General features: G+C 71.6%; 25 protein-coding genes and 3 tRNA genes. 21 read left to right on the top strand and 7 right to left on the bottom strand.

The window, feature by feature from the left end:
• Window positions 1-121 precede the first annotated feature (121 nt).
• The 9 genes from AB0F56_RS34350 (at window position 122) to AB0F56_RS34310 (ending at window position 8,555) form a co-directional block, all read left to right on the top strand.
• Complete coding sequence (locus tag AB0F56_RS34350; RefSeq protein ID WP_362016978.1) at window positions 122-619, top strand: 4Fe-4S binding protein; 498 nt, start codon at window positions 122-124, stop codon at window positions 617-619.
• Window positions 616-1,188 (top strand): NADH-quinone oxidoreductase subunit J, encoded by a 573-nt coding sequence (locus tag AB0F56_RS34345; RefSeq protein ID WP_362016976.1) that lies wholly within the window; start codon window positions 616-618, stop codon window positions 1,186-1,188. The genes AB0F56_RS34350 and AB0F56_RS34345 overlap by 4 nt, the downstream gene beginning before the upstream one ends.
• The gene (gene nuoK, locus AB0F56_RS34340) at window positions 1,188-1,559 is read left to right on the top strand and encodes an NADH-quinone oxidoreductase subunit NuoK (RefSeq protein WP_362016975.1); all 372 of its coding nucleotides are present in this window, start codon (window positions 1,188-1,190) and stop codon (window positions 1,557-1,559) included. Before AB0F56_RS34345 ends, nuoK begins: the two co-directional genes overlap by 1 nt.
• Entirely contained in the window at window positions 1,556-3,547 is a 1,992-nt protein-coding gene (locus AB0F56_RS34335) for an NADH-quinone oxidoreductase subunit L (RefSeq protein WP_362016973.1), read from the top strand. Before nuoK ends, AB0F56_RS34335 begins: the two co-directional genes overlap by 4 nt.
• A gap of 27 nt (window positions 3,548-3,574) precedes the next feature.
• Window positions 3,575-5,128, top strand: a complete 1,554-nt coding sequence (locus AB0F56_RS34330) for an NADH-quinone oxidoreductase subunit M (protein ID WP_362016994.1) — start codon at window positions 3,575-3,577, stop codon at window positions 5,126-5,128.
• Window positions 5,125-6,624, top strand: a complete 1,500-nt coding sequence (locus AB0F56_RS34325) for an NADH-quinone oxidoreductase subunit N (protein ID WP_362016971.1) — start codon at window positions 5,125-5,127, stop codon at window positions 6,622-6,624. The genes AB0F56_RS34330 and AB0F56_RS34325 overlap by 4 nt, the downstream gene beginning before the upstream one ends.
• Window positions 6,625-6,677: 53 nt before the next feature.
• Window positions 6,678-7,130 carry a large conductance mechanosensitive channel protein MscL gene (gene mscL / locus AB0F56_RS34320; protein ID WP_362016969.1) on the top strand — a complete coding sequence of 151 codons (453 nt, stop codon included), beginning with the start codon at window positions 6,678-6,680 and terminating at the stop codon, window positions 7,128-7,130.
• Between the two features lie 163 nt (window positions 7,131-7,293).
• Window positions 7,294-8,157 (top strand): zinc metalloprotease HtpX, encoded by an 864-nt coding sequence (gene htpX, locus AB0F56_RS34315; RefSeq protein WP_362016967.1) that lies wholly within the window; start codon window positions 7,294-7,296, stop codon window positions 8,155-8,157.
• Window positions 8,154-8,555, top strand: coding sequence for a YccF domain-containing protein (locus tag AB0F56_RS34310; RefSeq protein ID WP_362016965.1), 402 nt, complete (start codon window positions 8,154-8,156; stop codon window positions 8,553-8,555). Before htpX ends, AB0F56_RS34310 begins: the two co-directional genes overlap by 4 nt.
• An 18-nt stretch (window positions 8,556-8,573) precedes the next feature.
• On the opposite strand, the gene AB0F56_RS34305 is transcribed toward AB0F56_RS34310, so the two are convergent.
• Window positions 8,574-9,815: an APC family permease gene (locus AB0F56_RS34305; RefSeq protein WP_362016963.1), complete on the bottom strand. Its 1,242-nt coding sequence runs from the start codon at window positions 9,813-9,815 to the stop codon at window positions 8,574-8,576.
• A 115-nt stretch (window positions 9,816-9,930) separates the two neighbouring features.
• On the opposite strand from AB0F56_RS34305, the gene AB0F56_RS34300 reads away from it, so the two are divergent.
• The gene (locus AB0F56_RS34300) at window positions 9,931-10,200 is read left to right on the top strand and encodes a GlsB/YeaQ/YmgE family stress response membrane protein (protein WP_362016961.1); all 270 of its coding nucleotides are present in this window, start codon (window positions 9,931-9,933) and stop codon (window positions 10,198-10,200) included.
• Window positions 10,201-10,202: 2 nt separating this feature from the next.
• Here AB0F56_RS34300 and AB0F56_RS34295 read toward each other — a convergent pair whose 3' ends face one another.
• The 3 genes from AB0F56_RS34295 to AB0F56_RS34285 form a co-directional block, all read right to left on the bottom strand.
• Window positions 10,203-10,838: an alpha-ketoglutarate-dependent dioxygenase AlkB gene (locus AB0F56_RS34295; protein WP_362016959.1), complete on the bottom strand. Its 636-nt coding sequence runs from the start codon at window positions 10,836-10,838 to the stop codon at window positions 10,203-10,205.
• A complete protein-coding gene (locus tag AB0F56_RS34290) occupies window positions 10,838-11,332 on the bottom strand; it encodes a methylated-DNA--[protein]-cysteine S-methyltransferase (protein WP_362016957.1) in 495 nt (164 codons plus the stop codon). The genes AB0F56_RS34295 and AB0F56_RS34290 overlap by 1 nt, the downstream gene beginning before the upstream one ends.
• A 121-nt stretch (window positions 11,333-11,453) precedes the next feature.
• Window positions 11,454-11,945 carry a YajQ family cyclic di-GMP-binding protein gene (locus AB0F56_RS34285; protein WP_362016956.1) on the bottom strand — a complete coding sequence of 164 codons (492 nt, stop codon included), beginning with the start codon at window positions 11,943-11,945 and terminating at the stop codon, window positions 11,454-11,456.
• 181 nt (window positions 11,946-12,126) lie between these two features.
• Here AB0F56_RS34285 and AB0F56_RS34280 point away from each other — a divergent pair.
• Window positions 12,127-12,208 (top strand) — tRNA-Tyr (locus AB0F56_RS34280).
• Between the two features lie 72 nt (window positions 12,209-12,280).
• On the opposite strand, the gene AB0F56_RS34275 is transcribed toward AB0F56_RS34280, so the two are convergent.
• Together AB0F56_RS34275 and AB0F56_RS34270 are read right to left on the bottom strand one after the other, a co-directional pair.
• Complete coding sequence (locus AB0F56_RS34275; protein ID WP_362016954.1) at window positions 12,281-12,937, bottom strand: SDR family oxidoreductase; 657 nt, start codon at window positions 12,935-12,937, stop codon at window positions 12,281-12,283.
• Between the two features lie 2 nt (window positions 12,938-12,939).
• Entirely contained in the window at window positions 12,940-14,217 is a 1,278-nt protein-coding gene (locus AB0F56_RS34270) for an amidohydrolase family protein (protein WP_362016952.1), read from the bottom strand.
• Window positions 14,218-14,492: 275 nt separating this feature from the next.
• Between AB0F56_RS34270 and AB0F56_RS34265 the strand changes: the two genes are divergently transcribed.
• From AB0F56_RS34265 to AB0F56_RS34220, 10 genes are all read left to right on the top strand, one after another.
• Window positions 14,493-14,565, top strand: a tRNA-Thr gene (locus AB0F56_RS34265).
• Window positions 14,566-14,609: 44 nt separating this feature from the next.
• Window positions 14,610-14,682 (top strand) — tRNA-Met (locus AB0F56_RS34260).
• Between the two features lie 88 nt (window positions 14,683-14,770).
• The gene (gene rpmG, locus AB0F56_RS34255) at window positions 14,771-14,935 is read left to right on the top strand and encodes a 50S ribosomal protein L33 (RefSeq protein ID WP_003956487.1); all 165 of its coding nucleotides are present in this window, start codon (window positions 14,771-14,773) and stop codon (window positions 14,933-14,935) included.
• Window positions 14,936-15,017: 82 nt separating this feature from the next.
• Window positions 15,018-15,470: a MaoC family dehydratase N-terminal domain-containing protein gene (locus AB0F56_RS34250; RefSeq protein WP_362016950.1), complete on the top strand. Its 453-nt coding sequence runs from the start codon at window positions 15,018-15,020 to the stop codon at window positions 15,468-15,470.
• Between the two features lie 3 nt (window positions 15,471-15,473).
• Window positions 15,474-15,902, top strand: a complete 429-nt coding sequence (locus tag AB0F56_RS34245; protein ID WP_362016948.1) for a MaoC family dehydratase — start codon at window positions 15,474-15,476, stop codon at window positions 15,900-15,902.
• A 90-nt stretch (window positions 15,903-15,992) separates the two neighbouring features.
• A complete protein-coding gene (locus AB0F56_RS34240; RefSeq protein ID WP_362016946.1) occupies window positions 15,993-16,562 on the top strand; it encodes a helix-turn-helix domain-containing protein in 570 nt (189 codons plus the stop codon).
• A gap of 85 nt (window positions 16,563-16,647) precedes the next feature.
• Window positions 16,648-18,090 carry a DHA2 family efflux MFS transporter permease subunit gene (locus AB0F56_RS34235; protein ID WP_362016944.1) on the top strand — a complete coding sequence of 481 codons (1,443 nt, stop codon included), beginning with the start codon at window positions 16,648-16,650 and terminating at the stop codon, window positions 18,088-18,090.
• A 90-nt stretch (window positions 18,091-18,180) separates the two neighbouring features.
• Window positions 18,181-19,239, top strand: a complete 1,059-nt coding sequence (locus AB0F56_RS34230) for a UDP-N-acetylmuramate dehydrogenase (protein WP_362016942.1) — start codon at window positions 18,181-18,183, stop codon at window positions 19,237-19,239.
• A 161-nt stretch (window positions 19,240-19,400) separates the two neighbouring features.
• Window positions 19,401-19,925: a SigE family RNA polymerase sigma factor gene (locus AB0F56_RS34225; RefSeq protein WP_362016940.1), complete on the top strand. Its 525-nt coding sequence runs from the start codon at window positions 19,401-19,403 to the stop codon at window positions 19,923-19,925.
• The gene (locus AB0F56_RS34220) at window positions 19,925-20,875 is read left to right on the top strand and encodes a hypothetical protein (protein ID WP_362016939.1); all 951 of its coding nucleotides are present in this window, start codon (window positions 19,925-19,927) and stop codon (window positions 20,873-20,875) included. The genes AB0F56_RS34225 and AB0F56_RS34220 overlap by 1 nt, the downstream gene beginning before the upstream one ends.
• A gap of 32 nt (window positions 20,876-20,907) precedes the next feature.
• Here the strand turns inward: AB0F56_RS34220 and AB0F56_RS34215 are convergent, their stop codons facing one another.
• The gene (locus AB0F56_RS34215; RefSeq protein WP_362016938.1) at window positions 20,908-21,540 is read right to left on the bottom strand and encodes an NAD(P)H-binding protein; all 633 of its coding nucleotides are present in this window, start codon (window positions 21,538-21,540) and stop codon (window positions 20,908-20,910) included.
• Between the last annotated feature and the right edge of the window lie 85 nt (window positions 21,541-21,625).

Genomic DNA, 21,625 nt, shown 5'->3' with positions numbered 1-21,625 from the left:
CCAAGGTCTCGGCTCCGCTCGAGCAGGGGAGACCCCATCCCCCTCATCGACGCCCTCCGGGCGGCCCCGTTCCTTTCCCGGCTCCGGCCTCGCCAAGGGCCTCGCCGTGACGCTCCGTACGATGACGAAGCGCTCGCACACCGCGCAGTACCCGGACAAGCAGCCCGAACTCCCGCCCCGTACCCGCGGTGTCATCGGGCTCTTCGAGGAGAACTGCACCGTCTGCATGCTCTGCGCCCGCGAGTGCCCCGACTGGTGCATCTACATCGACTCCCACAAGGAGACGGTGCCCGCCGCCGCCCCCGGCGGCCGTGAGCGCAGCCGCAACGTCCTCGACCGCTTCGCCATCGACTTCGCCCTCTGCATGTACTGCGGTATCTGCATCGAGGTCTGCCCCTTCGACGCGCTGTTCTGGTCGCCGGAGTTCGAGTACGCCGAGACCGACATCCACGAGCTCACCCACGAGCGCGACAAGCTCCGCGAGTGGATGTGGACGGTTCCGGAACCGCCCGCGCTCGACCCGCGCGCCGAGGAGCCGAAGGAGATCGGCGCGGCCCGCAAGGCGGTCGAGAAGGCCGCCGCGGCCGCCGCGGCCGAGGCCGAGGGGGACCAGGAGTGAACCTCGCCGCCACCCGTGCCGCCGAAGCCGCCACCACGCCCGGCTTCCTCTCGCCCTCCGGCGTCGAGATCGCCTTCCTGCTCGTCGGCCTCGTCACCCTCGGCGCCGCCGTCGTGACCGTCACCACCCGCCAGCTCGTGCACGCCGCGCTCTGGCTGGTCGTGGCGCTCGGCGGGCTCGCCGTCGAGTACCTGCTCCTGACCGCCGAGTTCATCGCCTGGGTCCAGGTGCTGATCTACGTCGGTTCCGTCGTCGTCCTCCTCCTCTTCGGGCTCATGCTCACCAAGGCCCCCATCGGCCGCTCCCCGGACGCCGATTCGGGCAACCGCCCCGTCGCCCTCGCGGTCGCGCTCGTCGCGGCCGTCTCCCTTGTCTGGGTGGTCGTCGACGCCTTCCGTACGACCTGGATCGACCTGGACGGACCGGCCCAGGGCTCCACCAAGGTGACCGGCGAGATGCTCTTCCGGCACTGGGTGCTGCCCTTCGAGGCGCTCTCCGTCCTGCTGCTCGCCGCCCTGGTCGGCGCGATCGTCCTGTCCCGCAAGAACGCCAAGGAGGCCCGGGACTGATGCATCTCGCCTACCCCGCCGTCCTCGCCGCCCTGCTCTTCTGCGTCGGCCTCTACGGCGTCCTCGCCCGCCGCAACGCGATCCTGGTCCTGATGTCCGTCGAGCTGATGCTCAACGCCGTCAACCTCAACCTCGTCGCGTTCGACGTCTGGCTCCGCGACACCCTGCACGCCGGCCAGGCGCTCACCCTCTTCGTCATCGCCATCGCGGCGGCCGAGATCGGCATCGGCCTCGCGATCGTCCTGATGGTCTACCGCAACCGCGGCACCTCGGACGTCGACCGCCTCCGCGACACAGCCGAGACCGAGACCGGGACGGATCCCGAGGCCGCGGCCACCGCGCCCGACGAGAAGGCCGAGGCCACCGCGTGACCACCACGACCCTCGCCGTCCTCGTCCCCCTCCTCCCCTTCCTCGGCTCGGCCGCAGGCCTGCTCCTCGGCCGGACCGCCCCCGGCTTCGTCCGCCCGCTCGCGGTCCTGCCGACGCTCGCCGCCGCCGTCCTGGCCGCGCTCGTCGCCGCCCGGCAGGGCGGCGGGAAGCCCATCGAGGCCGCCACCCAGCTGACCCCCACCGGCTCGGTCCCCATCGACCTGGCCCTGAACATCGACGGCTTCGCCGCGCTCGTCGCCGTCCTCGTCGGCGTGGTCGCCACCTGCGTGCAGGTCTACTCGACCGGCTATCTGCGCGACGACCCGCGCTACCCCTCGTACGCCGCGCTCGTCTCCCTCTTCACCTCCGCCATGCTGCTCGTCGTCTACTCCGGCGACCTGATGGTGCTCCTGGTCGGCTGGGAGATCATGGGCATCTGCTCGTACTTCCTCGTCGGCCACTACTGGGAGACCCCCGAGGCGCGCGCCGCCTCCCTCAAGGCCTTCCTGGTCACCAAGCTCGGCGACGTCCCCTTCCTGATCGGCCTGTTCGCGCTCGCCACCGACGCGGGCACGTTCCGGATCGACGGGATCCTCGGCGCCGTCGCCGCCGGTGCCCTGGACCACCCCACGCTGATCGCGCTGCTGCTCCTCGCGGGCGTCGCGGGCAAGTCCGCGCAGTTCCCGCTGCACACCTGGCTCCCCGACGCGATGGCCGGCCCCACCCCCGTCTCCGCGCTCATCCACGCGGCGACGATGGTCGCCGCCGGTATCTACTTCGTCGCCCGGCTGCTGCCCGTCTTCGCCGCGTCGGCCGCCGCGATGACCGTGCTCGCCGTGATGGCCGCCGTGACGATGGTCGGCTCGGCGCTCGCCGCGCTCGCCCAGGACGACATCAAGCGCGTCCTCGCCTACTCGACCATCGGTCAGCTCGGCTACATGGCCGGCGCCCTGGCCGTCGGCGACCGCGGCGCCGCCGTCTTCCACCTCATGTCCCACGGCGCCTTCAAGGCCCTCCTCTTCCTCGCCGCCGGCGTCGTCATCCACGCCGCCGGTACGAACTCGCTCTCGGCCATGTCCCGGATGGGCGGCCTGACGAAGCGCATCCCCGACGCGTACTGGACGATGACCGTCGCCCTCCTCGCGCTCGTCGCCCTGCCCCCGTTCGCCGGCTTCTTCTCCAAGGAAGCCGTCCTCGTGGCCGCCGAGCACACCGCCCTCGGGGACCGCACCGTCGCCCCCGCCGGGGCCGGCTGGGCCGTCCTCGTCGCGGGCCTGCTCACCGCCCTCCTCACCGCCGCCTACGCGATGCGGCTCTGGCTCCTGGCCTTCCGCGGCCGAGGCGCACAGGTTCCCGATCACGGGCGCCAGCCGCTCGCCATGACCGCCGTGCTGTGGGTGCTCGCCATCCCCTCCCTCGGCTTCGGACTGACCGTCACGTACCTCGACGACTGGTTCGACGGCCACGCCCTCACCCCGACCGTCACCACGGCCGTCCTCGGCACGGGCATCGCCCTCGTCGGCGCCGTCGTCACGTACGCGGTCTGGCGCACCCTCGCCACGAAGGCCGTCGCCGCCCCGGCCGCCCCCGCCCGCGAGGCGGCTGCAGCGCACGTCGCCCACCCCGACGCCGAAGCGGGCAAGGTCGAGGCCGAGGCGCTGCACCTGCCGCACCCCGCCGAGGACCCGCGCGACCCCGGTCGCGCCCTGCTCGGCCCCCTGCACGCCCCCGCAGCGGCCGGCTTCCGCCTGGACGCCCTCTACGCCGCCGTGTTCGTCCGCCCCGTCCTGGCCGCCGCCTCCCTGGTCCGCTTCCTGGACCGCGAGGTCGTCGACACCTACGTACGCGGCGCGGGCACCGGAACCCAGTGGCTCGGCTGGCTCGTCCGCCGCGCCCAGACCGGCAACGTGCAGACCTACCTGAGCGCCCTGCTCGCCGGCTCCGTCGTCCTGGCGATCGCCGCCGTACTCGTCGCCGCCGGAGCGTGAGACGTGATCGATATCAGCGAATCCGTGATGCAGTTCCTTCTCGCGTTGATCGTCGCCGGCCCGCTCCTGGGTGCCGTCGCCGCTCTCCTCCCGGCCCCGCCCGGGCTGAAGGGGAAGTCGCCCGACCAAGCCGTGCTGCGCCACGGCGTGGTCGTGACCGGCGTGATCCTGGCCGCCGCGATCGTCCTCGCGCTCGGCTTCGACCACGACCAGCCGTCGAAGATCCAGGCGAGCACGGACATCAAGTGGATCCCCGCACTCGACGTGCGGCTCCACCTCGGTGTCGACGGCATTTCCCTCCCCCTCCTGGTCATGACCGCGCTGCTGACCTTCCTCTGCGCGCTCTACAGCTACTTCAAGATGCCGAGCGGCCCCTCCCCCAAGGGCTTCGTGGCGCTCCTCCTCGTCCTCGAGTCCGGCACCCTCGCGACCTTCGCCGTCCTCGACCTCATCCTGTTCTTCCTGGCCTTCGAGATGGTCCTCATCCCGATGTACTTCCTGATCGCCCGCTGGGGCGGTGCGGGCAGGCAGGCCGCGGCCTGGAAGTTCATCCTCTTCACGCTGCTCGGTTCCGTCGTCATGCTGCTCGGCCTGCTCCTCATCGGCGTGAAGGCGGGCACGTTCGACATGGTGGCACTCGCCTCTGACAACGGCCGTGGGCTCTCCACATCCGTGCAGGTCATCGCCGTTCTCGCGATCGGGATCGGGCTCGCGGTGAAGACCCCGATGTGGCCGCTGCACAGCTGGCTCCCGGACGCGCACACCGCCGCCCCCACCGTCGGCTCGGTCCTCCTCGCGGGCGTCCTGCTGAAGATGGGCACGTACGGCTTCGTGCGGATCCTCCTGCCGATCACCCCGGACGGGATGCGGACCTTCGCCCCCTACCTGGCCGCCTTCGCCGCCGTCGGCATCATCTACGGCTCCCTCGCCTGCCTCGCCCTCACGCGCCCCGGCATCAACGGCGACCTCAAGCGGCTGATCGCGTACTCCTCCGTCGGCCACATGGGCTTCGTGCTCCTCGGCATCGCGACCATGACCCCCACCGGCGTCAACGGCGCGCTCTTCGCCAACATCGCCCACGGCCTCATCACCGGCCTGCTGTTCTTCCTGGTCGGCGCGCTCAAGGACCGGTACGGCACCGCCGACCTCGACACCCTCGCCGGCGCCACCGGCGCCGCCCTCTACGGCCGCGCCCCGCGCCTCGGCGGACTGCTCGCCTTCGCCGCCGTCGCCTCCCTCGGGCTGCCCGGCCTCGCCGGCTTCTGGGGCGAGATGCTCGCCCTGTTCGGCGCCTTCGAACCGGCCGAGGGCCTCAGCCGTCCCGCCTTCCTCACCTTCATGGTCATGGGCGGCATCGGCACCCTCCTGACCGCCGCGTACCTCCTCCTCGTCGTCCGCCGCGTCTGCATGGGCGGCCCCCGGCCGAGCGGGGAGAGCGCGATCGCCGACGTCCAGGGGTACGAGTTCGCCGCCTGGACCCCGCTCGTCGCCCTCACCGTCCTCGCCGGCCTCTGGCCCGCGATCCTCCTCGGCCTCACCGACCCGGCCGTGCAGCAGCTCCTCGCGGGAGGAAACTCGTGAACCCCACGAACCTCGTCCAGTCCGTCGACTGGCTCGCGATCGCGCCGCCCACCCTCACCGCCGTGGTCGCGCTCGCCGTCCTCGTCGCGGACCTCTTCCTCCCCGAGCGCCACAAGCAGCTCCTCGGCTGGACCGCGATCGCCGGGCTCGTCGCCTCGATCGCCCTCCTTGTCCCGCTGCGCGCCGGGAACCGCTCGACCTTCTGCCTCACCACCGAGCCGGCCGCGACCGCCGCCTGCAGCTACACCGTCGACCGCTTCACCCTGGTCATCCAGTTCTTGGTGTTCGGCGGCGCCCTGCTCGCGGCCCTGCTGTCGCTCGCGGACACGCGCGACCGGCTGCCGGCGGGGGAGTACTGGTTCCTGCTGCTCTCCTCGGCGGCGGGCGCGGCCCTGCTGCCCGCCTCCCGCGACCTCGCGACCCTCGTCGTCGCCCTCGAAGTCGCCTCGCTGCCCGCGTTCGCCCTGGTCGGCATGCGCCGCGGCGACCGGCGGTCCAGCGAGGCGGCGCTGAAGTTCTTCCTGTCCTCGGTCACCGCGACGGCCGTGACCCTGCTGGGCGTGAGCTTCGTGTACGCGGCGACCGGCACCCTCCACCTCACGGAGCTGGCCCAGGCGCTCGACGACGTCCCCGGCCAGCTGGAGACCCTCGCAGGGGCGGGCGTGGCGCTCACGCTCGTCGGCTTCGCCTTCAAGACGGCCGCCGTCCCCTTCCACTTCTGGGTCCCCGACACCTACGTCGGCGCCCCGCTGCCCGTCGCCGGCTACCTCTCCGTGGTCGGCAAGGCCGTCGGCTTCACCGGCCTCATCCTGGTGACGGTCGTCGCGTTCCCCTCGTACGCCGACATCTGGGGCCCGGCCCTCGCCGTGCTCGCCGCGCTCACGATGACCGTCGGCAACGTGGCCGCCCTGCGGCAGGTCTCCACGCGCGCGTGGAGCGCGGTCCGGCTGCTCGCCTGGTCCTCCGTGGCCCAGGCCGGCTACCTCCTGGTCCCGATCGCCGCCGCCGCGTACTCCAGCGACGACGCGATCGGCGCCACCCTCGCGTACGCCCTGATGTACGCCGTCGTGAACCTCGGCGCCTTCGCGGTCGCCGCCCTGGTCGCCCGTACGCACCCCGAGAACCGGATCGCCGACTACCGCGGCCTCTACGCGGCGAGCCCCCTGCTTGCGCTCACCATGGGCTTCTTCCTGCTGAACCTGGCGGGTCTGCCCCCCGGTATCATCGGCCTCTTCGCCAAGGTCACCGTCTTCTCGGCCGCGGTCGACGCCGGCCTCGGCTGGCTGGCCGTGATCATGGGCGTGAACGTCGTGATCGGCCTCTACTACTACCTGCGGTGGACAGCCCTGCTGTTCCGCGAGCCGGTCGGGGAGCGGCCCCACGCGCGCGTGCCCGCCGCGATCACCCTGGCGGTCGGCCTCGCGGCCGTCGCGGGCGTCGTGCTGTCGGGCTACCCGCAGTTCGTCCTCCGCTTCGCGGCGGACACCCTGTTCTGACCGAGCGAAACCCCCTCACCCCCCACAGAGAATTGCATCAAGGAGCTTCACCCGTGCTGACCGGTTTCAAGGACTTCATACTCCGCGGGAACGTCGTCTCGATGGCCATCGGTCTGGCCGTCGGATCCGCCTTCACCGCCGTCGTGACCGGCTTCAGCAAGGCTTTCATCACCCCGCTCATCGGTCTCGCCACCGGCTCGGTCGGCGACTTCAGCGAGGCGAAGTTCAAGGTCGGGCAGACGATCTTCCCGTACGGCCTGGCCATCTCCGCCGCCATAGCCTTCGTGATCACCGCCGCGGTGCTCTACTTCTTCATCGTCGTCCCCATGACGAAGGTGCAGGAGAGGTTCGCCAAGGAGGAGGCCGCCGAGAAGTTCGAGATGCGCGACTGCCCCCGCTGCTTCACCGAGATCCCGGCCGTCGCCACCCGCTGCGGACACTGCACCAGCGAGGTCGAGCCCTTCGACGCCACCCTGGAGAAGGCCGACCTCCCGGCCCCGCGCTGACCGGCCGCCGCGGGCCTCACCCGTACGGCGCACACCGCCCCCCGTGGGGGCAAGGGAACCGGAGCATCCCGCCTGGCGTTGACCAGTACGGGAGGGTCCACTGGACGAAGTGGGCCACCACTGAGCAAAGGGTTCCCCTGCCGCACCACTTGGAGGGCGTACCGTGCACCGCCGGCACAACGGGCTGAGGACCGCCGTACTCCTCGGAGGGCTCTCGGCCCTCATCATCGTCATCGGCAGCTTCTTCGGCCGTACGGGGCTGATCGTCGCGCTCTTCGTGGCGCTCGGCACCAACGCGTACGCCTACTGGAACAGCGACAAGCTGGCCCTGCGGGCCATGCGGGCGCGCCCGGTGAGCGAGTTCGAGGCCCCCGCGCTCTACAAGATGGTGCGCGAACTCTCCACCCAGGCCCGCCAGCCGATGCCCCGGCTCTACATCTCGCCCACCCAGGCGCCGAACGCGTTCGCGACCGGCCGGAACCCGCGCAACGCGGCCGTGTGCTGCACCGAAGGCATCCTCGCCATCCTGGACGAGCGCGAGCTGCGCGGGGTCATCGGCCACGAGCTGAGCCATGTCTACAACCGGGACATCCTGATCTCCTCGATCGCCGGAGCGCTCGCCTCCGTGATCATGTTCCTGGTCAACTTCGCCTGGCTGATCCCGGTCGGCCGGTCCAGCGACGACGACGGCCCCGGCCTGCTCGGCATGCTCCTGATCATGATCCTCGGCCCGGTCGCCGCCTCGGTCATCCAGCTCTCCATCAGCCGCTCCCGGGAGTACGAGGCGGACGCCTCGGGCGCCCAGCTCACCGGCGACCCGCTGGCCCTGGCGAGCGCCCTGCGCAAGCTCGACGCGGGCACGAAGCAGCTGCCGCTGCCGCCGGAGCCGAAGATCGAGACAGCGAGCCACATGATGATTGCGAACCCCTTCGGAGCGGGCAGAGGCGTATCGAAGCTGTTTTCGACGCACCCGCCGATGGCGGAGCGCATCGCCCGACTCGAACAGATGGCAGGTCACCGCCCGTGAAGACAATTCTGAACATCATCTGGCTGGTTCTCTGCGGCTTCTGGATGTTCCTCGGCTACATGCTGGCGGGCATCCTGCTGTGCATCACCATCATCGGCATCCCCTTCGGGCTCGCCGCCTTCCGGATCGGCATCTACGCCCTCTGGCCCTTCGGCTACACGGTCGTGGACCGCCGGGACGCGGGCGCGCCCTCCTGCGTGGGCAATGTCCTGTGGCTGATCCTCGCGGGCTGGTGGCTCGCCCTCGGCCACATCACGACCGGCATCGTCCTGTGCATCACGATCATCGGCATCCCGCTGGGCATCGCGAACTTCAAGCTGATCCCGGTCTCGCTGCTCCCCCTGGGCAAGGAGATCGTCCCCTCGGACCAGGCGACGTACGGCTACCAGCCCCACTGACGGCGTCGGCCCACGGGCTCACGGACGGGGGCGATGGTGGCGTCGTCCCTGGCTGACCGCGTACGCGACCGTGCCCACCGCCAGGACGCCGAGGCCCGCCAGGACGGCGCCCGGGGGCAGGGCGAAGGCGAGGGCCACGCAGCCGGCCAGGCCCAGGGCGGCGAGGGGGCGGTGGGCGCGGCCCAGGGTCCACGCGGAGGCGTTGGCGATGCCGTAGTAGACGAGCACGCCGAAGGACGAGAAGGCGATCCCGCCCCGCACGTCCGCCGTGGCCGCCACCACGGCCACCACCGCGCCCACCGCGAGCTCCGCCCGGTGCGGCACCTGGAAGCGGGGGTGGACGGCCGCGAGCGCCGCCGGCAGATGGCCGTCCCTGGCCATCGCAAGGGTCGTTCGGGACACCCCGAGGATCAGCGAGAGCAGCGAGCCGAGCGCGGCGACGGCCGCCCCGGCCACGACGACGGGCACCAGCCACCCCGCACCGGCCGCCCGGGCCGCGTCGACCAGCGGCGCGGGGGAGTCGGCGAGGGCCTGCGGCCCGAGGACGGCGAGGACGCACACCGCCACGGCCGCGTAGACGGCCAGCGCGATGCCGAGGGCGAGCGGTACGGCGCGCGGGATGGTACGGGCCGGATCGCGCACCTCCTCGCCGAGCGTGGCGATCCGCGCGTACCCCGCGAACGCGAAGAAGAGCAGCCCGGCGGCCTGAAGCACCCCGCTGACCGTCACCTCGGTGTCGAGCGCGAGGCGCTGGAAGTCGGCCTCCCCCGACCCGAGCACCGTGACGACGAGGGCGGCCAGGACGGCGAGCACGAGCGCCACGACGGCCCGCGTCAGGAGCGCGGACTTGTGGACTCCGCCGTAGTTCAGCGCCGTCAGCGCGACCACGGCCGCGACCGCCACCGCGTGGGCCTGTTCCGGCCACACGTACGCCCCGACCGTGAGCGCCATCGCCGCGCAGGAGGCGGTCTTCCCGACGACGAACGACCAGCCCGCGAGGTAGCCGAAGAACGGCCCGAGGCGTTCGCGACCGTACACATACGTGCCGCCGGAGGCCGGGTAGCGGGCGGCGAGCCGGGCCGAGGCCATCGCGTTGCAGTACGCGACGAGCGCGGCGAGCCCGAGCGCCGGCAGCAGCCCCGCTCCCGCCGCCCCGGCGGCCGGGCCGAGCGCGACGAAGATGCCGGCGCCCACCATCGAACCGAGCCCGATGACGACGGCGTCGAAGACGCCGAGGGAGCGGCGCAGTTCGGGTGTCATGCACGGCACACTACGTGCGGACGGACGGTTGCGTGGACGGGCGTCGGCGTGGCGCCTGTGGGGCGTCGGTGGGGCCCGCCGCAACCGTGCCCGGCGCCCTGGCGTCTTTCCTGCCATGAACGTCATCAGTTGGATCGTCCTGGGCCTGCTCGCGGGCGTCGTCGCCAAGGTCCTGCTCCCGGGCCGCGACCCGGGCGGGCTCATCGGCACGACCCTCATCGGCATAGCCGGCGCCTTCACCGGTGGCTGGATCTCGTCCACGTTCCTGGACCGCCCGATCAACACCGGCTTCTACGACACGGCGACCTGGATCTCGGCCATCGGTGGCGCGTTGGTGCTGCTGATCGCGTACCGCATCTTCTTCGGCCACTCGCGCTCGCGCTGAGGCTAGAGCCGCGGGAGCCCCGTCTCGCGGAGGGTGATGTTGAGCCGTCCGCTGAGCCCGAGCGCGGGATCGCCGGTGCCGGGAAGGACCTTGGGGACGCCGTGATAGGCGAACCGCGAGGCCCCACCAAAGACAAAGAGATCCCCGGAAGCCAACTCGACATCCGTGTACGGCTTCCCGCGGTTCTCAGTGTTCCCAAACCGAAACACGCAACGATCCCCGAGGCTCAACGAAACGACCGGAGCCCCGGACCGCTCTTCCTTGTCCTGATGGAGCCCCATCTTGGCGCCGGCACCGGCGTCGTAGAAGTTGACGAGACAGGCATCGGGCGCGAAGGAGGAGCCGACCCCATAGGCCTCTCGAACCCCGTCCCGCCCCAAATCACCAAGCCAAGCGGGCAGTTCCACCTCGACAACGTCGAGATACCGATACGGAACCCAGCGCCGCCCGAGGCACAGCGACCGTACGGACATGACGCCGCCGCCCGGCAGCACGGTGTGCTCGTACGTCAGGGGCCCGCGCCCCCACTCCCGGCAGGCGGCCACCAACTCCCGCTGCCGGTCGAGGGAGAGCCACCCGGGCACGTGCACGGCACCGGGGGCGACGACGGCCCGCGCACGCGGAAAGAGCCCGTCCATCAGCCGTCCCGCTCGAGCCCGAGCAGCAACTCCTTGCGCCCCAGGCCGGCCGCGTACCCGCGCAGGCTCCCGTCCGCGCCGACGACCCGGTGACAGGGCCGCACCACGAGCAGCGGATTGCGCCCGATCGCGGTCCCGACGGCGCGCACGGCGGCACCGGAGGACCCGACCTTCCGGGCGATGTCTCCGTAGGAGACGGTGGTCCCGTACGGGATCTCCTCCAGGGCACGCCAGACGCGCCGCTGGAACTCCGTACCGCCGTCCGCGAACGGGATGTCGAACCGCTCGCGCCGCCCGGCGAAGTACTCGCCCAGCTGCCCGGCGATGCCCTCGAACGCCTCGGGCGCGTGCCGCCACCCGTCCTCGACGGCGGCGCCACCCTTCTGCTCGGGCAACGACAGCGAAACCAACTCGACGCCCCCGCCCTCGCCGCCGTCCCGCCCGACGAGCAACATCTGCCCCAGGGGCCCGTCGACGTACGCGTACACGGTCATGGCGGTTCCTCTCCTCGCACTCGCTTCCCGTCCAGTGTGCGAGGCTCCACAGGCCCAAAGCTGGCGGTTTTCGGACATGGCGGTCACCGCCCGCCGAACCCCGGGCCCGGGGGAGTCGGACTCAGCGGTAGTTGACGAACTGGATCGCGAAGTCGAAGTCCTTGCCCTTGAGCAGCGCCTGCACCGCCTGCAGGTCGTCACGGCTCTTCGAGCTGACCCGCAGCTCGTCGCCCTGGACCTGCGCCTTGACGCCCTTGGGGCCCTCGTCGCGGATGGCTTTCGCGACCTTCTTGGCGTTCTCCTGCGAGATGCCCTCGACGACCGACGCGAAGAGCTTGTACTCCTTGCCGGACAGCTGCGGCTCACCGTCGACGTCCAGCGACTTCAGCGAGATCCCGCGCTTGATCAGCTTGGACTGGAAGATGTCGAGGATCGCCATCACGCGCTCCTCGCCGTTCGCCTGCATCAGGATCTTCTCGCCCGACCAGGAGATCGAGGCGTTGGTGCCCTTGAAGTCGTAGCGCTGGGAGATCTCCTTGACGGCCTGGTTGAGGGCGTTGTCGACCTCCTGCCGCTCGACCTTGGAGACGATGTCGAAACTGGAGTCGGCCATGACGTGTGGCTCCTTGCGTCGAATGCGTTGCGGTTGCTTGGCGTACGGGCCAAGCCTAGTCAGTCGATCACCCTCGAACCGCTGATCAATCCGGTGGCGAAGCACCCCCGTGGATCGGGTATTGTTTACGTCGTTGCCCCGGAGCACCGCCGAAAAGCGGCTCCGAGCAGCGACATCCCATGGCGGTGTGCCCGAGTGGCCAATGGGAACGGACTGTAAATCCGTCGGCTCTGCCTACCCAGGTTCGAATCCTGGCGCCGCCACGCGATAGAGAAGGTCCCCGGTGTTCGCACCGGGGACCTTCTTCGTTGTTCGGGGAGCGGGCGGGGTGGGGGTCAGTTGCCGGCTACGGCCTTTACCGCGACCGTTACCGGGGTCGAGCCGCCGATGAGTTCCAGGGTCAGGCCTGCCGTTGCCGGGGTGTCCAGGAGTTCCGACAGGACCGCCGCTACGTCGTCGCGGGCGATGGGGCCCCGGCCCGTGGCCGCCTCCAGGCGGATCAGGCCCGTGCCCGCGTCGTTCGTCAGCATGCCGGGGCGCAGGATCGTCCAGTCCAGGGCGCCACGCGCGCGTACGTCGTCGTCCGCCGCGCCCTTGGCGCGCAGGTAGGCGTCGAAGATCTCGTCGCCCTGGTGGGACGCGTCGGCGCCCATCGAGGAGACGACGATGTAGCGGCGTACGCCCGCCCGTTCCGCCGCGTCGGCGAAGAGGACCGCCGCCCCGCGGTCCACGGTGTCCTTGCGGTCCACGCCGCTGCCCGGGCCCGCGCCCGCCGCGAAGACCGCCGCGTCCGCGCCCCGCAGAGCCGCCGCGACGTCCTCGACGGCCGCCGACTCCAGGTCCAGGACGATCGGTTCCGCGCCGGCCGCCCGCAGGTCGTCCGCCTGGTCCGGGTTTCTGATGAGCCCCGCGGGCTCGTGCCCCGCCGCCGAGAGCAGCCGCTCCAGACGCAGGGCGATCTGACCGTGTCCTCCAGCGATGACAATGCGCATACTCACGACCGTACGACGGGACCGGCCGGAGGGCTTCCCGGCTCCGGACGTTCCGGCCGCACCTGGCGCGGCAGATCGAGCGCCGCCGCCGAATCGCAGTACTCCCGTACGGCGCTGGTGCGGGCCACCACCCGGCCCCGGTGCACCACGATCCGGCTGTACGCGAGCGACAGCACGCCCGAGAGGCGTTCACCGCGGACGGCCAGCAGCTCGGCCGGGAACCCGGCCTCCACCCGTACCTCCGCGAGGCCCATCGCCGTGCGCGCCGCCGCGCTCACCGCCCCGTACGCGTCCTCGACCGCCATCCCGCCCAGCGAGGCCAGCAGATACGCGGCCTCCAGCGGGTCCCCGCGCCCCACCGGGTTCGAGACGTCCCGCAGCGCCCCGCTGCCGGCCGCGAGCCGCACCCCCGCCGACCGCAGCAGCCGCACCGGCGCCGCGCCCCGCCGCTCGGTCGCCTCGCAGCCGCCCTGCGGCAGGCAGACCACCGTCACACCGGCCGCCGCCAACTGGTCCGCGGCCCGCCGCGCCGCGTCCGGGGGCAGCCGGGAGAGGCCCGTGCACGGGCCGATCGTCACGCCGGGCCGCAGCCCGCCCGCCATGGCCGCGAACCGTGCCAGCCGCGCCGGGTCGTCCGCGTCGGTGTGCAGGTCGACCGGGCAGCCCTGCTCGGCCGCCACCTCCAGGACCGCCTCCACGTACCCCGCCGGGTCCGGATCGAGGTCCGGGCAGCCGCCCACCACGCTCGCGCCCATCTTCACGGCGTCCCGCAGCATCGCCAGCCCGTCCGCGCCCGCCGTGCCGGTCAGCAGCCGGGGCACCGCGACCGTGGTCAGGTCCACCAGGCCGCGCAGCGAGCGCCGGGCCTGGAGCACGGCCTCCAGCGGGCCGAGGCCGTGGACGTCGCCGATCCGGACGTGCGCGCGCTGCGCGGTCGCGCCGTGGCCGAGCTGGAGCAGCGCGGCCTCGGTGGACCGCCGCTGTACCTCGTCGGGGGCGTACGAGACGGGGCCCGGGGAGTCGGCGCTGAGCGCGGTGTCGGCGTGGGCGTGCGGCTCGGCGGGGGCGGGGAGCAGGAGATAGCCGGCCAGGTCCACGCGCGCGCCCACGGCGGTGAGGCTGCCCGCCGTGCCCACGGCCTCGATCCGGCCGCCGACCAGGCGTACGTCGACCGTCCGGCCGTCCGTGAGCCGGGCGTTGGAGAGCAGCAGCGAGGTGGTGTCGGCGGTGGCGGCGGACCGGTCGTCGGGCGGCTGGGGCTGCTTGCTGTCGGCTGACATCGGCCTCCTCAAGGCTCCTCGAGCTCACGGTCAGGTTCAGCTCAAGATCAAGATCACGCAGCGTGGGGCCGAGCCTAGGGGCGGGGCGCCCGCCCTTCGAGGAGGTGGGCAATAGTCGTACTGATGAGTGCCACGTGTGGCGTACGTGTGGCGTACGGGACGGGCGTGGCGAGCACCCGCGCGGGCCCGTTCGAGGCACGCGCGCGTGCCCGTCGGTGGGGCTTCGAAACGGATTTGGGCGATCGGCGGAGGACCGTGTAATGTCTTCATCGCTCGCCCCAATAGCTCAGTCGGTAGAGCGTCTCCATGGTAAGGAGAAGGTCTACGGTTCGATTCCGTATTGGGGCTCTGGTGAGAAGGAACCCACCCTCGGGTGGGAACCGGATCATCAAAGCGGTGTAGCTCAGTCGGTAGAGCAAGCGGCTCATAATCGCTGTGTCACCGGTTCAAGTCCGGTCACCGCTACAGACAGTAGCCGATTGTGGGGTCGGTCCTTCGATCGGCTACTCTTCTATGCGTTCATCCGTCCATCCGTCCGTCAAGGAGCACTCACGTGGCTGCCACCGACGTCCGCCCGAAGATCACGCTGGCCTGCGTGGAGTGCAAGGAGCGGAACTACATCACCAAGAAGAACCGGCGTAACAACCCGGACCGTCTTGAGATGAAGAAGCACTGCCCTCGCTGCAACTCGCACACTGCGCACCGCGAGACGCGTTAATCAGGCTCGTTCACGAGGCCGTCCCCGCCAGGGGGCGGCCTCGTGTCGTTTGTCGGCAACAAATCCAGGAGGTATCGAGTCCATGGCGCTCGACCAGTCCTTCGTGGGCCGGACCTATCCGCCCACCGCGCCCTACGAGGTCGGCCGGGAGAAGATCCGCGAGTTCGCCGAGGCGATCGGCGACGCGAATCCCGCCTACGTCGACCAGGGGGCGGCGAAGGCCCTCGGCCACCCCGATGTGATCGCCCCGCCGACCTTCCCGTTCGCGATCACGTTCAAGGCGGCCGGTCAGGTCGTCGAGGACCCGCAGCTGGGCCTGGACTACAGCCGCGTCGTGCACGGCGACCAGAAGTTCGCCTACACCCGTCCCGTACGGGCCGGGGACCGGCTCTCGGTCGTCACGACCATCGAGGCGATCAAGTCGATGGCGGGCAACGACATCCTGGACATCCGCGGTGAGGTCCACGACGCGACCGGCGAGCACGTCGTGACCGCCTGGACCAAGCTCGTGTCCCGCGCGCCCGAGGAGGCCTGAGCCATGACCGCGAAGATCGCCTACGACGAGGTCGAGGTCGGCACCGAGCTGCCGGCGGCCACCTTCCCCGTGACGCGCGCCACGCTCGTGCGATACGCCGGTGCCTCCGGGGACTTCAACCCGATCCACTGGAACGAGAAGTTCGCCCGCGAGGTCGGCCTGCCGGACGTCATCGCGCACGGCATGTTCACCATGGCCGAGGCCGTTCGCGTCGTCACCGACTGGGCCGGCGACCCGGCCGCCGTCGTCGAGTACGGCGTGCGCTTCACCAAGCCCGTGGTCGTGCCGAACGACGACGAGGGCGCCCTGATCGAGGTCAGCGCCAAGGTGGCGGCGAAGCTGGACGACGGTCTGGTCCGGGTGGACCTGACCGCGATGTCGGCCGGCCAGAAGGTCCTGGGCATGTCCCGGGCCGTGGTCAGGCTGGCGTAACCGGATCGGTTTCGGAAGGGGCGGCCGCCTGTGCGCGGTCGCCCCTTCTTCGGGGTTGCGTTGTTAGTGATTGAGTACTAACTTCGAAGTATGGCCAGGATGAGTGCGGAGGAGCGACGCGAGAGCGTGATCCGTGCCGCCATGAGCGAGTTCAGTCGCGGCGGGTACTACGGCACGTCCACCGAGGCCATCGCCAAGCGCGTCGGTGTCTCGCAGCCGTACCTCTTCCGGCTCTTCCCCGGGAAAAAGGCGATCTTCCTCGCCGCCTCCGAACGCTGCATCGCCGACACCGTCAAGGTCTTCGCGGATGCCGCCGACGGGCTGTCGGGGGAGGAGGCCATGCGTGCCATGGCCAACGCGTACACCAGGATCATCGCCGAGGACCCGGACCGGCTCCTGATGCAGATGCAGGTGTACGCGACGGTCGCCGCCGCCGAGGCGGCCGGTGACCACGAGTTCGGCGAGGCCGTGCGCGCGGGCTGGATGGAGCTCTGGGAGACCGTCCACCTCGCGCTCGGCGCCGAAGTGACCGAGACCACGACCTTCCTGGCGTACGGGATGCTCATCAACACCCTCGTCGCCATGGGGTTCCCGCCCGAGCACCGGGTCTGGGAGGGCCTCTACCCCTCCGCCCGGAGCCTCGGACGGCTGGAGAAGTAGCGCCACGCGTCGTCCATCTCCGCGGCTTCTCATGATCACGGAAGTTAGTCATCAATAACTAAGTGGCGTCGGGAGAGGTAGAGCCATGAACCAGCCCGCAGCCCGCCGCGGTTCCGCCGTCTGGGCCCTCGTCATCACCAGCGTCGCCGGATTCATGGCGGCCCTCGACAACCTCGTCGTCACCACCGCCCTGCCCTCGATCCGCGAGGACCTCGGGGGCGCGCTGGACGACCTCGAATGGACCGTGAGCGCGTACACCCTCACGTTCGCCGTCCTGCTGATGTTCGGCGCCGCCCTCGGCGACCGCTTCGGCCGCCGCAGGCTCTTCGTCGTCGGCATCGCGATCTTCACCCTGGCCTCCGCCGGCGCCGCCCTCGCCCCCGGCATCGACGCGCTGATCGCCGCCCGGGCCGTCCAGGGCGTCGGCGCCGCGATCATGATGCCGCTCACCCTCACCCTGCTCACCGCGGCCGTCCCGGCCGCCAAGCGCGGGATGGCCTTCGGCATCTGGGGCGCCGTCAACGGACTCGCCGTCGCCTCCGGACCCCTCATCGGCGGCAGCCTCACCGAACACATCTCCTGGCAGTGGATCTTCTGGCTGAACGTTCCGCTCGGCCTCGCCCTGCTGCCGCTCGCCCGGCTGCGCCTCGTCGAGTCGTACGGCACCGGCGCCCGCCTCGACGTCGTCGGCACCCTCCTCGCCAGCGGCGGCCTCTTCGGCATCGTGTACGCGCTGATCCGCGGCCCGATCGACGGCTGGGCCTCCGTCACCGTGCTCACCGGGCTCGTCGCCGGAGGCGCGCTCCTCGCCGCCTTCGTCCGCCACGGCATACGCGGCAGGGCGCCGATGCTGCCCATGCGGCTCTTCCGCAACCGCGCCTTCGCCGGGATCAACGCGGCCAGCCTGCTGATGTTCCTCGGCATGTTCGGCTCGATCTTCCTGCTCAGCCAGTACATGCAGGGCGTCCTCGGCTACTCGCCCACCGAGGCGGGGCTGCGGATGCTGCCCTGGACCGGCATGCCGATGCTCGTCGCGCCGATCGCGGGCGCCCTGTCCGACCGGATCGGCGGCCGCCCGGTCGTCGCGGCCGGTCTCGCCCTCCAGGCCCTGGGCCTCGCCTGGTTCGCGCTCGTCGTGACCGCCGACGCCTCGTACGCCGTCCAGCTCCCCGCCCTGATCATCAGCGGCATCGGCATGGCGCTGTACTTCGCCCCGGCGGCGAACCTGGTCATGTCCAGCGTCCGCCCGTCCGAGCAGGGCGTCGCCTCCGGCGCGAACAACGCGTTGCGCGAGGTCGGCGGCGCGCTCGGTGTCGCCGTGATGGCCTCGATCTTCGCGGCGCAGGGCGGCTACGGCTCGGCCCAGCAGTTCGTCGACGGCCTGCAGCCGGCCCTCTGGGTCGGCTCGGGCGCCGTCGCCCTCGGCGCTGTGGCGGTCCTTTTCGCGCCGTCGAGGCGGCAGCGGGAGCGGGAGAAGGCCGAGGCGGAGGAGGCCGGGGCGGAGAAGCGGGATGCCGTTCCCGCCTGACGGCACCGTTCTGTGACAGGCCCCGCCCGCAGCGGCGGGGCCCGTCACATTTCCACTGGGGCAGTCGAAAGGCCCCGTACTCTTGAGCCCGTGCAGGAACTCCACGACGCCCCCCTCGCCCCCCTGACCACCTTCCGGCTCGGCGGCCCCGCCGCGCGGCTCGTCACGGCCGTCACCGACGACGAGGTGATCGCCGTCGTCCGCGAGGCCGACCGCGCGGGCACCCCGCTGCTGGTCATCGGCGGTGGATCCAATCTGGTCATCGGCGACAAGGGCTTCGACGGAACCGCTCTGCGCATCGCCACCACCGGCTTCACGCTCGACGGTACGAAGCTTGAGCTGGCCGCCGGCGAGGTCTGGACGGAAGCCGTCGCCCGGACCGTCGAGGCCGGGCTCGCCGGGATCGAGTGCCTGGCCGGGATCCCCGGCTCCGCGGGTGCCACCCCGATCCAGAACGTGGGCGCCTACGGGCAGGACGTCTCCGCGACGATCACCGAGGTCGTCGCGTACGACCGCCGGGCCGACGAGACCGTCACCCTCACCAACGCCGAGTGCGCCTTCTCGTACCGCCACAGCCGCTTCAAGGACGACCCGGACCGCTACATCGTGCTGCGCGTCCGCTTCGAGCTCGAGGACGCGGACGGGCTGTCCGCGCCGATCAAGTACGCGGAGACCGCCCGCTCCCTCGGCGTCGAGGCCGGCGACCGCGTCCCGCTCGCGCGGGCCCGGGAGACGGTCCTCGGCCTGCGCGCCGGGAAGGGCATGGTCCTCGACCCGGCCGACCACGACACCTGGTCCGCCGGCTCCTTCTTCACCAACCCGATCCTGACCGCGGGGGAGTACGAGACCTTCCTCACGCGCGTCGCCGGGCGGCTCGGCCCGGACGTGACCCCGCCCGCGTACCCGGCGGGCGAGGACGGGCAGGTCAAGACCTCGGCCGCCTGGCTCATCGACAAGGCCGGCTTCACCAAGGGGTACGGCTCCGGCCCTGCCCGCATCTCCACCAAGCACACCCTCGCGCTCACCAACCGGGGCGAGGCGACCACCGAGGACCTCCTCGCGCTCGCCCGTGAGGTCGTCGCCGGCGTGCGGGACGCCTTCGGGGTCACGCTCGTCAACGAGCCGGTGACGGTCGGCGTCAGCATCTGACCCTTTGGATCCGATGCATCGGATCCGATCTCCCTCTTCTTCTCTCTTGGATCCGATGTATGGGATCCAATATTTCCGTGGAACCCTTCGGGTCCCCCACGTTGTCGAGTGAGTGACAGGCTCCCGGGAAGCGGGGCCGCACGCTCGTCGAGGGGGGAGCCGTGGAGGGGAACGGCCCACCGGAGTTCGCCGACTTCGCGGAGTCGGCGTACGCCTCACTCCTGCGCACCGCCCGGCTCCTGACCGGGGACCCGCACGCCGCCGAGGACCTCGTCCAGGCGGCGCTGGTCAAGGTCTACCTGCGCTGGGGCGGCGCGGGCCGCTGGGACTCGCCGCAGGCCTACGCCCGCAAGGTCGTCGTCAACCTGTACGCGACCTGGCGTCGGCGCCGCTGGCACACCGAGGTCGTGCGCCCCGGCGACGACGGCGCGTCCGTGCCCGGCGCCCACGACATGGCCGACGGTGTCGACGCCCGCCTCGAACTGGCCCGCGCGCTCGCGACCCTGCCCCGCGGGCAGCGCGCGGTGGTGGTGCTCCGCTTCTACGAGGACCTGTCCGTGGAACAGACGGCCGCACTGCTCGGCTGCTCGCCCGGGACGGTCAAGAGCCGGACCAACAGGGCCCTGGAACGGCTGCGGGCCGCCGGCGCGCTCGCCGGATACGCGGAAACGGGAAGGGGCGCGTGATGGACGGTTCCGAGGACTCCCTGCGGCGCGGAATGCGCGACCTGGTTGAGGAGACGGACGCGGCCACCGCGCCCGTGAACACGGTCAACACGGAAAGTGCGGTCAACACCGTCATCGGGCGCGGGCGGCGGATCCGGCACCTGCGGCGGTCCCTCGCCGCCGGCGCGGCGACGCTCGCGATCGCGGGCGGCTCGGTCCTGGGCGTCCAAGGCCAAGGGGCGGACCCGGGCCCACCGTCCGCACCCGCGCCTTCGGAGCCCGTCGCCCCACCCTCGTACCCGTACGAGGGGAAGTACCGGCCCCAGCCGCCGTCGGGCCCCGGCGACCCGCTGGACACCGGGCCCCGCGCGCCGGTCGAGAACACGCGCTACCGCTACGACCTGTCCGCCGTCTGCGACCTGCGGTACGCCGTCTTCGGCGGGCGCGTCTGGGAGCGGGCCGACGACGGCGCCGCGGTCACGGTGCGGTGGGCGGGCGACCGCATGCGCGGGTACATGAGCTGGTCGGACGGCCGCAAGGACCGCGCCGAACCCGACACCGCGGTCTTCGAGACCGACACGCCCGAACTGACCGAACTCCGCTTCCGCCTGCTGGCCGGGCCCGCGCCGGAGTGCCTCGGTCAGGAGCCCGCGCGGCGGTACCGGGACGCGCCGGCGGCCACCCTCGGCCCGGAGCGGCCCGAACGGGGCGTGCGGTACCCGTACGACATGACCAAGGAGTGCGACCTGCGGTACGCGGTCTTCGCGGGGCGCCTCTGGCAGGCCGAGAGCGACGGGCGGTCGCAGACGATCGTCGACTGGGCGAACGACCTCCCTCTGGCGGCCTTCATGACCCTGAAGTCCGATCGGCAGGCGGTCCTGGAGTGGCCGGCCGGGGCTGCCGAGACCCCGCGCACGACCACGTACCACCCGGTGGACGCACGGGACGACGACTGCCAGCAAGACCAGTAAGGCCGGTAAGAGGCGCCCCGCGCCCTCCCGCCTCAGTACGCGACCCCCACGCCCTGGCCGACCGTCGCCCGGTCGTCGATCATCGCCAGCATGGCGTGGGCGACGTCGGCGCGGGCGAGGGAGCGGCCCCGGGGCGGGGTGCCGCCGACGACCGAGCGGTAGCGGCCGGTGACGGGCTTGTTCGTCAGCTTGGGCGGGCGTACGGAGGTCCACTCCGTGGCGCTCGCCGCCACCTCGGCCTCCATCACGCGCAGGTCGTCGTAGATGTCCTTCAGGACCGAGTTGATGATCGCGAGCACGGCCTTGTCGACGACGGTCTGGCCGTTCGGGACGGGGCCGAGCGGCGCGGCGCTGACCACGAGGAGGCGCCGGACGCCCTCGGCGTCCATCGAGGCGAGGACCGAGCGCGTGAGCTTCGCGGCGATTCCGGCGTCGGCGCGGCTGCGGGCGCCGATCCCCGAGAGCACGGCGTCCTTGCCCGCGACCGCTCCGTGCAGCGCGCCGGGGTCCGTGAGGTCGGCGCGGTAGACCTCCAGGCGGTCACCGGTGACGGTGAGCCGTGCCGGGTCGCGGACGACGGCCGTCACCTCGTGTCCCGCGTCGAGTGCCTGGCGGACGATCTCCTGGCCGACTCCGCCGGTCGCTCCGAAGACAGTGAGCTTCATGGCACACCTCGCATTCGATGGGGTGGGTGAGTGTTCACTCACCCACTAGGGTGGGTGAGTACTCACTCACCCGTCAAGTGCGGTT

The sequence above is a fragment of the Streptomyces sp. NPDC026092 genome, assembly GCF_040638605.1.
GTDB lineage: Bacteria > Actinomycetota > Actinomycetes > Streptomycetales > Streptomycetaceae > Streptomyces.
The sequence above is the reverse complement of the archived record's forward strand: the minus strand, read 5'-3'. Positions and strand labels throughout refer to the sequence as shown.

What these genes read in the sequence shown, in the direction of transcription:
- AB0F56_RS34350 (WP_362016978.1), top strand. Translation starts at nt 122, where the DNA reads ATGACGAAGCGCTCGCACACCGCGCAGTACCCGGACAAGCAGCCCGAA.
- nuoK (WP_362016975.1), top strand. Translation starts at nt 1,188, where the DNA reads ATGCATCTCGCCTACCCCGCCGTCCTCGCCGCCCTGCTCTTCTGCGTC.
- AB0F56_RS34330 (WP_362016994.1), top strand. Translation starts at nt 3,575, where the DNA reads ATGCAGTTCCTTCTCGCGTTGATCGTCGCCGGCCCGCTCCTGGGTGCC.
- AB0F56_RS34305 (WP_362016963.1), bottom strand. Translation starts at nt 9,815, where the DNA reads ATGACACCCGAACTGCGCCGCTCCCTCGGCGTCTTCGACGCCGTCGTC.
- AB0F56_RS34300 (WP_362016961.1), top strand. Translation starts at nt 9,931, where the DNA reads ATGAACGTCATCAGTTGGATCGTCCTGGGCCTGCTCGCGGGCGTCGTC.
- AB0F56_RS34295 (WP_362016959.1), bottom strand. Translation starts at nt 10,838, where the DNA reads ATGGACGGGCTCTTTCCGCGTGCGCGGGCCGTCGTCGCCCCCGGTGCC.
- AB0F56_RS34290 (WP_362016957.1), bottom strand. Translation starts at nt 11,332, where the DNA reads ATGACCGTGTACGCGTACGTCGACGGGCCCCTGGGGCAGATGTTGCTC.
- AB0F56_RS34285 (WP_362016956.1), bottom strand. Translation starts at nt 11,945, where the DNA reads ATGGCCGACTCCAGTTTCGACATCGTCTCCAAGGTCGAGCGGCAGGAG.
- AB0F56_RS34275 (WP_362016954.1), bottom strand. Translation starts at nt 12,937, where the DNA reads ATGCGCATTGTCATCGCTGGAGGACACGGTCAGATCGCCCTGCGTCTG.
- AB0F56_RS34270 (WP_362016952.1), bottom strand. Translation starts at nt 14,217, where the DNA reads ATGTCAGCCGACAGCAAGCAGCCCCAGCCGCCCGACGACCGGTCCGCC.
- AB0F56_RS34250 (WP_362016950.1), top strand. Translation starts at nt 15,018, where the DNA reads ATGGCGCTCGACCAGTCCTTCGTGGGCCGGACCTATCCGCCCACCGCG.
- AB0F56_RS34245 (WP_362016948.1), top strand. Translation starts at nt 15,474, where the DNA reads ATGACCGCGAAGATCGCCTACGACGAGGTCGAGGTCGGCACCGAGCTG.
- AB0F56_RS34240 (WP_362016946.1), top strand. Translation starts at nt 15,993, where the DNA reads ATGGCCAGGATGAGTGCGGAGGAGCGACGCGAGAGCGTGATCCGTGCC.
- AB0F56_RS34235 (WP_362016944.1), top strand. Translation starts at nt 16,648, where the DNA reads ATGAACCAGCCCGCAGCCCGCCGCGGTTCCGCCGTCTGGGCCCTCGTC.
- AB0F56_RS34220 (WP_362016939.1), top strand. Translation starts at nt 19,925, where the DNA reads ATGGACGGTTCCGAGGACTCCCTGCGGCGCGGAATGCGCGACCTGGTT.
- AB0F56_RS34215 (WP_362016938.1), bottom strand. Translation starts at nt 21,540, where the DNA reads ATGAAGCTCACTGTCTTCGGAGCGACCGGCGGAGTCGGCCAGGAGATC.